The organism is Pseudomonas sp. 65/3-MNA-CIBAN-0223 (assembly GCF_040310425.1).
GTDB classification, from domain to species: domain Bacteria; phylum Pseudomonadota; class Gammaproteobacteria; order Pseudomonadales; family Pseudomonadaceae; genus Aquipseudomonas; species Aquipseudomonas gregormendelii.
Window position 1 is genome coordinate 42947 of the sequence record NZ_JBEOPV010000003.1, and the last position, 12045, is coordinate 54991.

General features: G+C 62.1%; 10 protein-coding genes and 3 tRNA genes. All 13 read left to right on the top strand.

Annotated features, from left to right (window positions below; translation table 11 throughout):
• Positions 1-14 precede the first annotated feature (14 nt).
• The 13 genes from accD (at position 15) to AAEZ09_RS03555 (ending at position 12045) form a co-directional block, all read left to right on the top strand.
• Positions 15-935 carry an acetyl-CoA carboxylase, carboxyltransferase subunit beta gene (gene accD, locus AAEZ09_RS03495; protein ID WP_045057943.1) on the top strand — a complete coding sequence of 307 codons (921 nt, stop codon included), beginning with the start codon at positions 15-17 and terminating at the stop codon, positions 933-935.
• Complete coding sequence (gene folC, locus AAEZ09_RS03500) at positions 932-2239, top strand: bifunctional tetrahydrofolate synthase/dihydrofolate synthase (protein WP_350598156.1); 1308 nt, start codon at positions 932-934, stop codon at positions 2237-2239. The genes accD and folC overlap by 4 nt, the downstream gene beginning before the upstream one ends.
• Positions 2223-2900, top strand: coding sequence for an SPOR domain-containing protein (locus AAEZ09_RS03505; RefSeq protein ID WP_045057941.1), 678 nt, complete (start codon positions 2223-2225; stop codon positions 2898-2900). Before folC ends, AAEZ09_RS03505 begins: the two co-directional genes overlap by 17 nt.
• 98 nt (positions 2901-2998) lie before the next feature.
• On the top strand, positions 2999-3559 hold the full coding sequence (locus AAEZ09_RS03510; protein WP_350598157.1) for a CvpA family protein: 561 nt from the start codon (positions 2999-3001) through the stop codon (positions 3557-3559).
• 41 nt (positions 3560-3600) lie between these two features.
• On the top strand, positions 3601-5106 hold the full coding sequence (gene purF / locus AAEZ09_RS03515) for an amidophosphoribosyltransferase (RefSeq protein ID WP_045057939.1): 1506 nt from the start codon (positions 3601-3603) through the stop codon (positions 5104-5106).
• 126 nt (positions 5107-5232) lie between these two features.
• Positions 5233-6444, top strand: a complete 1212-nt coding sequence (locus AAEZ09_RS03520) for an O-succinylhomoserine sulfhydrylase (protein ID WP_350598160.1) — start codon at positions 5233-5235, stop codon at positions 6442-6444.
• 5 nt (positions 6445-6449) lie between these two features.
• Positions 6450-7217, top strand: a complete 768-nt coding sequence (locus AAEZ09_RS03525; RefSeq protein WP_177328522.1) for an SDR family oxidoreductase — start codon at positions 6450-6452, stop codon at positions 7215-7217.
• Positions 7218-7467: 250 nt separating this feature from the next.
• A tRNA-Val gene (locus AAEZ09_RS03530) sits at positions 7468-7543 on the top strand.
• 54 nt (positions 7544-7597) lie between these two features.
• Positions 7598-7674 (top strand) — tRNA-Asp (locus AAEZ09_RS03535).
• A 102-nt stretch (positions 7675-7776) separates the two neighbouring features.
• A tRNA-Asp gene (locus AAEZ09_RS03540) sits at positions 7777-7853 on the top strand.
• 270 nt (positions 7854-8123) lie between these two features.
• Positions 8124-8633 (top strand): sigma-70 family RNA polymerase sigma factor, encoded by a 510-nt coding sequence (locus AAEZ09_RS03545; protein WP_045057936.1) that lies wholly within the window; start codon positions 8124-8126, stop codon positions 8631-8633.
• Positions 8630-9574 carry a FecR domain-containing protein gene (locus AAEZ09_RS03550; protein ID WP_350598162.1) on the top strand — a complete coding sequence of 315 codons (945 nt, stop codon included), beginning with the start codon at positions 8630-8632 and terminating at the stop codon, positions 9572-9574. The genes AAEZ09_RS03545 and AAEZ09_RS03550 overlap by 4 nt, the downstream gene beginning before the upstream one ends.
• Before the next feature lie 68 nt (positions 9575-9642).
• Positions 9643-12045: a TonB-dependent siderophore receptor gene (locus tag AAEZ09_RS03555; RefSeq protein WP_350598164.1), complete on the top strand. Its 2403-nt coding sequence runs from the start codon at positions 9643-9645 to the stop codon at positions 12043-12045.

Genomic DNA, 12045 nt, shown 5'->3' on the forward strand with positions numbered 1-12045 from the left:
TGGAGAAAGAAAGCATGAGCAACTGGTTGGTAGACAAACTGATCCCTTCGATCATGCGTTCCGAGGTCAAGAAGAGCTCGGTGCCTGAAGGTCTATGGCACAAATGCCCATCTTGCGAGGCGGTGCTTTACCGTCCGGAGCTGGAAAAGACCCTGGATGTTTGCCCAAAGTGCAATCACCACATGCGTATCGGCGCACGCGCACGCATCGACATCTTCCTCGACGCTGAAGGCCGTGCCGAACTGGGCGCTGACCTGGAGCCAGTGGACCGTCTCAAGTTCCGCGACGGCAAAAAGTACAAGGACCGCCTGGTCGCAGCCCAGAAAGCCACCGGCGAGAAAGATGCGCTGGTGTCCATGAGCGGCACCCTGCTGGGCATGCCGGTGGTGGTTTCGGCGTTCGAATTCTCCTTCATGGGCGGTTCCATGGGTGCCATCGTGGGCGAGCGCTTCGTTCGCGCCGCCAACTACGCCCTGGAAAACAAATGCCCGATGATCTGCTTTGCCGCTTCCGGTGGCGCGCGGATGCAGGAAGCGCTGATTTCCCTGATGCAAATGGCCAAGACCTCCGCGGTACTGGCGCGTCTGCGTGAAGAAGGCATTCCGTTCATCTCCGTACTGACCGACCCGGTGTACGGTGGTGTTTCCGCCAGCCTGGCGATGCTGGGCGACGTGATCGTCGGCGAGCCAAAGGCCCTGATCGGCTTCGCCGGCCCGCGCGTGATCGAGCAGACCGTGCGCGAAAAACTGCCGGAAGGCTTCCAGCGCAGCGAATTCCTGCTGGAGCACGGTGCGATCGACATGATCATTCACCGTCAGGAACTGCGTCCACGCCTGGGCAACCTGCTGGCACAGATGATGGGCCTGCCGACGCCGAAGTTCGTCGCCGCGCCAATCGAGCCAATCGTGGTTCCGCCGGTGCCTGCCAACATATGACCCAACGTACCCTTGGCGAGTGGCTCGCCTACCTGGAACAGTTGCACCCTTCGGCCATCGACATGGGGCTGGAGCGCTCGCAACAGGTAGCGTCCCGCATGGGACTGGGCAAGCCGGCGCCTCGGGTGATCACGGTCACCGGCACCAACGGCAAGGGGTCTACCTGTGCGTTCGTGGCTTCATTGCTGCGCGCGCAGGGCCTTAAAGTCGGTGTCTACAATTCTCCGCACCTGCTGCGTTACAACGAGCGGGTGCAGGTCAACGGCGTCGAAGCGACTGACGCCGAGCTGTGCCAGGCCTTCGCGGCAGTCGAGGCAGGCCGTGGCGATACCTCCCTGACTTATTTCGAAATGGGCACCCTGGCGGCGTTCTGGCTGTTCCAGCAGTCGGGGCTGGATGCCGTGGTGCTCGAGGTCGGCCTGGGCGGGCGCCTGGATACGGTCAACGTGGTGGACGCGGACATGGCGCTGGTCACCAGCATCGGCGTCGACCACGCCGATTACCTGGGTGATACCCGCGAGTCCGTGGCCTACGAAAAAGCCGGCATCTTCCGCCAAGGCGCCCCCGCGCTCTGTGGCGATCTGAATCCTCCGCAACCTCTGCTGGACAAAGCCCGCGAGCTGGCCTGCCCGTTTTTCCTGCGTGGTCGTGACTTCGACCTGGGTGTCACCGATCACCACTGGCAATGGCGCGGTCTTGACAGCCAGGGCCGGGTAGTCGAACTGCGGGACCTGCCCCTGCTGGACCTGCCGATGGAGAACGCTGCGCTGGCCTTGCAGGCTTATCTGCTGCTGGGTCTGCCTTGGGTAGAGGCACAGATCATTGAAGCCTTGAAGGCGACTCGCGTGGTGGGGCGCCTCGACCGTCGGGCGTTCGACTGGCAGGGCAAACGTCTGCACCTGTTGCTCGACGTGGGGCATAATCCTCATGCGGCCGAATACCTGGCTCGCCGTCTGTCCAGTCGTCCGCCAGTCGGCAAGCGTCTGGCAGTGTTCGGCTTGCTCGCGGACAAGGATCTGGACGGTGTCGTTGGCCAGTTGAATGCCAGTGTCGAGCATTGGGCGGTTGCACCGCTGGATTCGCCCCGGGCGCGCCCGGTGGCTGATTTAGAAGAGGTGCTGCAGAACCTTGGCGCTTCAGTAACGTCCTATGCCAGCGTGGCCGCCGCCCTGGAAGGGCAGTGCGCACGAGCGACGAGCGACGACGAAATTCTGTTGTTCGGATCATTTTATTGTGTCGCCGAGGCCCTTGAGTGGTTGGCCCGGCGCTCCACGGAGGAAGCGGCAAATGGCATTGCTGGATAAGGCTTACAAACAACGCATGGTCGGCGCCCTGGTGCTGGTCGCGCTGGCAGTGATTTTCCTGCCGATGCTGTTTTCCCGTCAGGATGAGCAGCGCCAGGTAACTGTCGAGGCGCCTGCTGCCCCGCAAGCGCCTTCGGTGCCTCAGGTGCAGATCGAGCCGGTGGTCGTACCTGAGCCTCAGGTGCTGCCGCAGGAGCCGGTGCCGAGCGACGAAGAAATCGCCGAGCAGCAAGCGCCGTCGACGCCAATCGCCCCTGTGGTGCCCGTCGCCCCTGCGCCGGCCCCGGCAGCCAAGCCAGTCGCGCCAGCCCCGGCACCCGTGCCGGCATTGGCCGCCAAGCCAAGCACGCCACCGGCCCAGCCAATCACGGCGACGCCCGGCAAGCCGGACACCAGCCAAAGCCGCGTCGATGCCAATGGCCTGTCGGTCAGCTGGTCGGTGCAACTGGCCAGCCTGTCGAACCGTGCCAGTGCCGAAAGCCTGCAGAAATCCCTGCGAGCCCAGGGCTATAACGCCTACATTCGCACCGCTGATGGCAAGAATCGGGTATTTGTCGGGCCGCTGATCGAGCGCGCCGAGGCCGACCGTTTGCGCGATTTATTGAGCCGCCAGCAGAACCTCAAGGGGTTTGTGGTGCGTTTCCAGCCCGAGCGCGGTTAAAAACTATCGCTGCGATTGAAATGCACTGCTAATCGCAGCTTACCGACAGGCATGCGCTCTGCTAAAATGCGCCGCCTTATCCGTCTGTAGGCTGCACTGTGCCATTTACCTGGGTTGATTGGGCGATCGTTGCAATTGTCGCCATCTCCGCATTGATCAGTCTTAGCCGCGGCTTCGTCAAGGAAGCATTATCGCTGGTGACCTGGATCATCGCAGGAGTCGTCGCCTGGATGTTCGGTGGTTCATTGTCCGAGTACCTCGCCGGATACATCGAAACGCCATCGGCTCGCGTGATCGCGGGCTGTGCCATCATGTTTGTCGCCACTTTGATAGTAGGCGCAATGATCAATTATCTTATCGGCGAGTTGGTACGTGTCACCGGGTTATCCGGGACCGATCGATTCCTCGGCATGGCCTTCGGCGCTGCGCGTGGCGTGTTGCTGGTGGTCGTGGCGGTCGGGCTGTTGAGCCTGGGGCCGGTACAGCAGGGCGGGTGGTGGAAAGAATCACAGCTCGTACCTAAGTTTCTATTGGTCGCAGACTGGTCCAAGAACCTGATTCTCGGGTGGAGCAGTCAGTGGCTTGCCAGCGGTATCAGCGTACCCGCTGAGATACCGTTCAAGGAGCAACTCTTGCCGACGGCCAAAACGCCGCAGTGAGTGTTGCTCAGTTCAGATCCATTAAGTAGGGGTTGCGTCGCATGTGTGGCATCGTCGGTATCGTCGGTAAGTCGAACGTCAATCAGGCGCTGTATGACGCGCTAACCGTCCTCCAGCACCGCGGCCAGGACGCTGCCGGTATCGTGACCAGCCATGATGGCCGGTTATTCCTGCGCAAGGACAATGGCCTGGTGCGTGACGTGTTCCATCAGCGTCACATGCAGCGTCTGGTCGGTCACATGGGTATCGGCCATGTCCGTTACCCGACCGCTGGCAGCTCGACTTCGGCCGAAGCTCAACCGTTCTACGTCAACTCGCCTTATGGCATTACCTTGGCGCACAACGGTAACCTGACCAACGTTGAACAGCTGGCCAAGGAGATTTACGAATCTGACCTGCGCCACGTCAATACCAATTCCGATTCGGAAGTACTGCTCAACGTGTTCGCTCACGAACTGGCCCAGCGCGGCAAGTTGCAGCCAACCGAAGAAGACGTGTTCGCCGCGGTCACAGACGTGCACAATCGTTGCGTCGGTGGCTACGCGGTCGTGGCGATGGTGACCGGCTACGGCATCGTCGGTTTCCGTGACCCGCACGGCATCCGTCCGATCGTCTTCGGCCAGCGTCACACCGACGAGGGCGTCGAATACATGATCGCCTCCGAAAGCGTGTCCCTGGACGTGCTCGGTTTCACCCTGATTCGCGACCTGGCACCCGGCGAAGCGGTCTACATCACTGAAGACGGCAAGCTGCACACCCGCCAGTGCGCAAACAATCCGTCCCTGACCCCGTGCATCTTCGAACACGTCTACCTGGCGCGTCCGGACTCGATCATCGACGGTGTATCGGTCTACAAGGCCCGCCTGCGCATGGGCGAGAAGCTGGCCGAGAAGATCCTGCGCGAGCGTCCGGATCACGACATCGACGTGGTCATCCCGATTCCGGACACCAGCCGCACCGCGGCCCTGGAACTGGCGAACCACCTGGGCGTGAAATTCCGCGAAGGCTTCGTGAAGAACCGCTACATCGGCCGGACCTTCATCATGCCGGGCCAGGCAGCGCGGAAAAAATCCGTACGCCAGAAGCTTAACGCCATCGAACTGGAATTCCGCGGCAAGAACGTCATGCTGGTGGACGACTCGATCGTTCGCGGCACGACCTGCAAGCAGATCATCCAGATGGCCCGCGAAGCCGGCGCCAAGAACGTCTACTTCTGCTCCGCGGCACCGGCCGTTCGTTACCCGAACGTGTATGGCATCGACATGCCGAGCGCGCACGAACTGATCGCCCACAACCGTTCGACCCAGGACGTGGCTGACCTGATCGGTGCTGACTGGCTGATCTACCAGGACCTGCCTGACTTGATCGAAGCGGTCGGTGGCGGCAAGATCAAGATCGACAAGTTCGATTGCGCGGTGTTCGACGGCCAGTACGTCACAGGTGATGTCGACGAGGCTTACCTGAACAAGATCGAGCAGGCACGCAACGATGCCTCCAAGGTCAAGACCCAGGCAGTCAGCGCGATCATTGATCTGTACAACAACTGAGTAACTGGCCGGCCTGTGGGAGCAAGGCTTGCCCGCGATGGCGTTTGTAAAGACGCCATCGCGGGCGAGCGTTGTTCTCACAGGCCGGTTTAGTATCCATTACCGAGTAAGGCAAGGAGTGACAGCATGAGTCAGGATTGGGATGCCGGTCGGCTGGACAGCGACCTCGAAGGCGTAGCGTTCGATACCCTGGCCGTACGCGCCGGCCAGCACCGCACGCCGGAAGGCGAACACGGTGATCCGATGTTCTTCACTTCCAGCTACGTCTTCCGCACCGCTGCCGACGCCGCGGCGCGATTTGCCGGGGAAGTGCCGGGCAACGTTTACTCGCGCTACACCAACCCGACCGTGCGTGCGTTCGAAGAGCGCATTGCCGCGCTTGAAGGCGCCGAGCAAGCCGTGGCCACTGCCACCGGCATGGCAGCGATCATGGCTGTGGTCATGAGCCTGTGCAGCGCCGGTGATCATGTGCTGGTGTCGCGCAGCGTATTCGGTTCGACCATCAGCCTGTTTGAAAAATATTTCAAGCGTTTCGGCGTAGAGGTCGATTACGTGCCCCTGGCGGAACTGTCCGGCTGGGATGCGGCCATCAAGGCCAATACCAAATTATTGTTCGTCGAGTCGCCGTCCAACCCGCTGGCAGAGCTGGTGGACATCGCCGAACTGGCGAAAATTGCCCATGCCAAGGGCGCGATGCTGGTCGTGGACAATTGTTTCTGCACCCCTGCGTTGCAGCAGCCGCTGAAGATGGGCGCGGACATCGTCGTGCACTCGGCGACCAAGTTCATCGACGGCCAGGGTCGTTGCATGGGCGGCGTGGTTGCCGGTCGTGGCGAGCACATGAAAGAAGTCGTCGGCTTTCTGCGCACTGCCGGGCCAACCCTCAGCCCGTTCAACGCCTGGATCTTCCTCAAGGGCCTGGAAACCCTCGGCCTGCGCATGAAGGCGCACTGCGCCAACGCCCAGCAACTGGCCGAATGGCTGGAGCAGCAGGACGGTATCGAGAAAGTCCATTACGCCGGTCTCAAGAGCCATCCACAGCATGAGTTGGCCTTGCGCCAGCAGAAGGGCTTTGGCGCGGTGGTGAGTTTTGAGGTCAAGGGGGGCAAAGAGGGTGCGTGGCGCTTTATCGATGCGACTCGCCTGATCTCGATCACCGCCAATCTGGGGGACAGCAAAACCACCATTACCCACCCAAGCACCACCTCCCACGGCCGCCTGGCGCCGCAGGAGCGTGAAGCCGCAGGGATCCGCGACAGCCTGATCCGCGTCGCGGTGGGTCTGGAAGACGTGGCGGACCTGCAAGCCGATCTGGCGCGCGGCCTGGCTGCGCTGTGATCGAAATGTCTGCGCCCGGCACGGGCACCAATGGCCGCGTCGCGCTGGTCACGGGTGCTGCGCGCGGCATCGGCCTGGGCATTTCGGCCTGGTTGATTAGCGAAGGCTGGCAAGTCGTGCTGACCGACCTGGATCGGGTCCGTGGTTCGAAAGTGGCGAAGGTGCTGGGTGATAACGCCTGGTTCATCGCCATGGACGTCTCGAACGAGGGTCAGGTAGCGCTGGGGGTGGCCGAGGTGCTCGGGCAGTTCGGGCGGCTCGATGCGCTCGTGTGCAACGCGGCAGTAGCCGAGCCACACAACATCACCCTGGAAAGTCTCGATCTGGCCTACTGGAATCGGGTGCTGGCGGTCAATCTCAGTGGCCCTATGTTGCTGGCAAAGCACTGTGCGCCGTACCTGCGTGCTCACAGCGGCTCGATCGTCAACCTGGCCTCGACCCGCGCCAGCCAGTCGGAACCCGACAGTGAAGCCTACGCGGCGAGCAAGGGCGGCCTGTTGGCCCTGACTCATGCGCTGGCCATCAGCCTGGGGCCGGAGATTCGGGTCAATGCCGTCAGCCCGGGCTGGATCGATGCACGCGACCCTTCAGCGCGCCGCGCCGAGCCGTTGTCCGACGCCGACCACACCCAGCATCCGGCGGGCAGGGTGGGGACGGTGGAGGATGTCGCGGCAATGGTGGCCTGGTTGCTGTCGAGGAACGCCGGCTTTGTCACGGGACAGGAGTTTGTGGTGGACGGCGGCATGACCAAGAAGATGATTTACAGCGAGTGACCGGCAGCCGCATTGATGCTGGATGCTCTGCAGCTTTGGCGAGCAAGCCCGCTCGCGCAGTGGCTTTGTGTCGGACCCATAGCCTGTGTTCACTCACAATCCGCTGTGGGCGCGGGCTTGCTCGCGAAAGCGGTCTGACGGCATAACCATTCGCCACTGACACGATTTTGCCTTTTTCAGAAAAACTTCAATCCTGCTATTGACTTAGGTTCGCTACCTGCGTAAATTTCGCGGCCTCGGAGATGCAAACGGGTGATTAGCTCAGCTGGGAGAGCGTCTGCCTTACAAGCAGAATGTCGGCGGTTCGATCCCGTCATCACCCACCACTTCTGAGAGTCTTGCGAAAGCAAGATGGAAGCCTTAAAAGCCTCCACCGACGCGCAGCGGTAGTTCAGTCGGTTAGAATACCGGCCTGTCACGCCGGGGGTCGCGGGTTCGAGTCCCGTCCGCTGCGCCATATTTTCCGAGTCAGGTCTGACCTGATTCGAGATCAAAAGAGAGATTGAAAAATCTCGGAGCTTTTGATCAGACGAGTTAGGACGCAAGTCCAAAGCGATACGCAGCGGTAGTTCAGTCGGTTAGAATACCGGCCTGTCACGCCGGGGGTCGCGGGTTCGAGTCCCGTCCGCTGCGCCATATCTGCTACAAGGCCCACTGAACGCCTTGGAGCTACGAAGAAGCCGTTGGTGACTTCGAGTCGATAGCAAAAACCCTGGTCGAAAGACCGGGGTTTTTTGTGTCTGCGATTTGCCATTTTCCTGAACTGCTGCCCCCGTCCTGTAGGAGCAAGCTCGCCCCTGCAGGAGGGCCTTTCTGCGCGCTCAATGCATAAAGAGCTTCCTTCCCGGCACCGACATTAATTAGAATCACTCTCATTTACGATAACTCCTGGCACAGGGCTTCTAGATGAGTGATGCAGTGATGCCGAAGGAGCCAACGCTTCACGACCTGTACCGCGATCACCGTGGCTGGCTTGAAACCTGGTTGGGGAGGCGCTTGGGCAACGGCTGCGATGCGGCTGATCTGAGCCAGGACACTTTCCTGCGGGTGCTTGCCAGTTCGCAGCGGATCGCGGACCTGCAAGAGCCCCGTGCCTATCTGCTGACTGTGGGCAAACGCCTGCTGAGCAACTTCTACCAGCGCCGGAGCCTGGAACAGGCCTATCTCGCCGCCTTGGCGGCGATGCCGGAGGACTGTGCGCCATCCCCCGAGCAACGCTGGCTGCTGCTGGAAACGCTGCAAGCGCTGGATGAGCTGCTCGACGGCTTGCCGCGGGCGGTGCGCCGGGCGTTTTTGTGGAGCCAGCTCGAAGGCCTGACCTACGGGCAAATCGCGGAACGCCTGCAAGTGTCCGAACGTACCATCAAGCGTTACATGGCTCAGGCTTATGAACATTGCCTGTTGGTGGACCTGTGAACACTCAGGCGTCCGACTCGCGCCAGGCCGTTCGTGCAGCCGCGCAATGGCTTGCGTTGCTGGAATCCGGCGGTGCCAACGAGCAGGATCGCGCGAACTTGCAGCGCTGGCGTGATACCTGCGCCACCCACGAGCAGGCCTGGCAGAAAGCCCAGGCGCTGCGCCAGCGTTTTGCCGACCTGCCATCGGGGCTGGCACTGAGCAGCCTGGATCGTCCGGATCCGGCGCGGCGCAAAGTGCTCAAGCGCGCCCTGGGCGCGGTGGCCCTGGTGCCGGCGGCGTGGCTGATCAGTCGGCAACTGCCGCTGGATGCCTGGCGCGCCGATTTGCACACCGCCACCGGCGAGCGTCAGCAGACCCGGCTTGCCGACGGCAGCGCGCTGCAGCTCAACACGGCCAGCGCGGTCGATGTGGACCTGCAGGCACGCCGCGTCAAGCTGATCGAGGGCGAAATGTCCCTGACAGTGCCCGGTGATTCGCCGCTGACGATCCAGACCCGTTTTGGCAATGTCATCGTCAGCCGCAGTGAAGTCTGCGTTCGCCAGGACGCACGCGGCTGTCGGGTTTCGGTCTACAACGGCGCCGTCCAGTTACAGCCTTTGCATGGGGCGGCCCTGGCCTTGCGCGCGGGCCAGCAGGTCAGCCTGCAGGCCGCCGGTGCCGGATCCATCAGCGCATTCGACACCTTGGCGCCGGGTTGGCGCGAGGGCGTGCTGATGGCGAAGGACCAGCCGCTGGGGGACTTTCTGCGTGAACTGAGCACCTATCGACCGGGTGTCCTGCGCTGGGAGCCGGAGCTGGAAACCCTGCGAGTCACCGGCAGCTTCCGTCTGGACGACACTGACCGGGTACTCGCGCTGCTCGCCGCCAGTCTGCCCCTGGAGGTGCATTCCCGGACTCGCTACTGGGTCACGTTGCTGCCGCGCAAAAATAGTGTGTAAAACCTGGCCCCTTTTTTCGACTCGCCTGTCATTGAAGGCATGTGAACGAATCAAGAGAGCCTATTCAAATGCCTAACGCTTCTTCCCCGCGCCTGCGACCGTTGTTGCACCTCAGCCTGATGCTGGGCCTGAGTGCCAGTCCATGGTTGATCTCGCCAACCTGGGCCGAGGACGGTAACCGGCGCAGCTATCAGGTGCCGGCCGGCAGCCTGAGCGATGCATTGACCCGGTTTGCCGGTCTGTCCGGGGTCAATCTGTCGGTGGACCCGGCCCTGGTCAGCGGCCGCAGCAGTGGCGGGCTGTCCGGTGAGTTCGCCGTCGAGGAGGGCTTTGCCCGGTTGTTGCAGGGTTCCGGTCTGCAACTGCAGGCGGTAGGTGAGCAAGCGTACATTCTCACCCCGGCCCCGGAAAACAGCAGCTTGCAGCTGGCCCCCACCTCGATTCTCGGCGCCACCGGCGGGGAGGGCAGCGAGGTGTTCGCCGGCGGCCAGGTTGCGCGTCGCGGCTCCCAAGGCTTGCTCGGCTCGAAAGACTTCATGGAAACGCCCTTCAGCATGACCACCTACACCAGCGAGGTGATCGAGAACCAGCAAGCCCGGACCTTGGGTGACCTGATCGCCAACGACCCATCGGTTCGCGCCACCAACCCTGCCGGCGGGCGTTACGAGCAGTTCACCATTCGCGGGCTGAGCCTGTTCAACAGTGACGTCGCCTACAACGGCCTCTATGGCGTATTGCCGACATACACCATCGATATGGAAATGGCTGATCGCGTGGACATCCTCAAGGGCCCCAGCCAGCTCATCAACGGCATCTCGCCGCGGGGCAGCGTGGGGGGCGGGATCAACGTGGTACCCAAGCGTGCCACCGACAAGCCGATCACTTCATTCACCGGCAGCTACGCGTCCAACAACCAGCTCGGCGGCGCCGTGGACGTCGGTCGAAGCTTTGGTGAAGACGACAAGTTCGGTCTGCGCTTCAACGGCGTGAAACAGTCCGGCGACACCGAGTGGGATCACCAGAGCATCGACCGCGAGATGGCCGTACTCGGCCTGGACTTTCGCGCAGAGCGCCTGCGGCTCTCGACAGACATCGGCCACACCGAGCGCAATACCGATGCGCCCCAGGAACGGGTGCAGGTTGGCGTCAATGCCCAGGTCCCGCAGGCAGGCGATGTCCGCCACAACTACGCGCAGGCCTGGAGCAAGGCGCGCACCGAAGACACGTTCGGCACCGTCAATGGCGAGTTCGACGTCAACGATTCGGTCATGCTGTATGGCGGAGTTGGCGCACGCAAAAGTAATCATGACTTCCTCCGGCATGCGGTTTCGGTCACCAACGATGCTGGCGATTTCAGCGTCCAACCCCGCGACTTCACCCGCGACGAGAATGTGCGCACGGCCACGGCCGGCGTGCGTAACTGGTTTAAAACCGGCCCGGTCAGCCACGAGGTCAATCTCGCGGCCAGCTACTTCTACATGGATTTCGAAAACGGCGGCGCCCGTTATGCTGCCGCGCCCAGCAATCTCTACGATCCGGTGCAAACCCCCACCCCGGCCAGGCCAACCCGCCAGGATGCCAAGGTCTACACCGAGAACCGCTTCAGCGGTGTGGCCTTGTCCGACACCCTGGGGTTCTTCGAGGATCGCCTGCTGTTGACCCTCGGCGCGCGGTGGCAGCGGGTGAAGGTCGATGACTGGTCCGACAACATCAAGGGCGCCACTGCCTATGACGAAGAAAAAGTTTCGCCGTCGGGCGGTATCCTGTTCAAGGCCACTGACAAGTTGTCGCTGTACGCCAACTACATGGAGGGCCTGAGCCAGGGCAAGATCGCCCCGTCGACCTCGGTCAACGAAGACGAAATCTTCCCGCCCTTTGTCAGCCGCCAGGTCGAGGTCGGCGCCAAATACGACGCCGGCCCGTTCGCGGTTACGGCGGCGGTCTTCCGCATCAAGCAGCCGGCATACGAAACCAACGCGACCACACGGGTCTTCGGCCCGAACGGCAAACGCGAGAACAAAGGTGTGGAGCTGAGTGTGTTCGGCGAACCCCTGGATGGCTTTCGCCTGCTCGGTGGGGTGATGTACATCGACAGCGAATTGACCCACACCACCAACGGCACTTTCGACGGCAACCGCGCGCCCGCAACGCCCAAATACAACGTCAACCTCGGTGCCGAGTGGGACGTGCCCACCGTCCAGGGCCTGACCCTGACCACGCGTGGCATCTACTCCAGCTCGCAGTACCTGGACCAGTCCAACAACAAGGAAATCGACTCCTGGGAACGCTTCGACGTGGGCGCCCGCTACGCGTTCAAGGTCGACGACAAGACCATCACCCTGCGCGGCAACGTCGAGAACGTCGCGGACAAACGCTACTGGAGCTCCGCAGGCGCCTCAGATGACAGCGAGCCTGGCTTGACGCTATCCACGCCACGCACGTACCTGCTTTCGGCGACAGTGGATTTCTAG

Excerpts from the sequence above, each read along its gene's own strand:
- accD (WP_045057943.1), top strand. The coding sequence starts at position 15 with ATGAGCAACTGGTTGGTAGACAAACTGATCCCTTCGATCATGCGTTCC.
- folC (WP_350598156.1), top strand. The coding sequence starts at position 932 with ATGACCCAACGTACCCTTGGCGAGTGGCTCGCCTACCTGGAACAGTTG.
- AAEZ09_RS03505 (WP_045057941.1), top strand. The coding sequence starts at position 2,223 with ATGGCATTGCTGGATAAGGCTTACAAACAACGCATGGTCGGCGCCCTG.
- purF (WP_045057939.1), top strand. The coding sequence starts at position 3,601 with ATGTGTGGCATCGTCGGTATCGTCGGTAAGTCGAACGTCAATCAGGCG.
- AAEZ09_RS03520 (WP_350598160.1), top strand. The coding sequence starts at position 5,233 with ATGAGTCAGGATTGGGATGCCGGTCGGCTGGACAGCGACCTCGAAGGC.
- AAEZ09_RS03525 (WP_177328522.1), top strand. The coding sequence starts at position 6,450 with ATGTCTGCGCCCGGCACGGGCACCAATGGCCGCGTCGCGCTGGTCACG.
- AAEZ09_RS03545 (WP_045057936.1), top strand. The coding sequence starts at position 8,124 with ATGAGTGATGCAGTGATGCCGAAGGAGCCAACGCTTCACGACCTGTAC.
- AAEZ09_RS03555 (WP_350598164.1), top strand. The coding sequence starts at position 9,643 with ATGCCTAACGCTTCTTCCCCGCGCCTGCGACCGTTGTTGCACCTCAGC.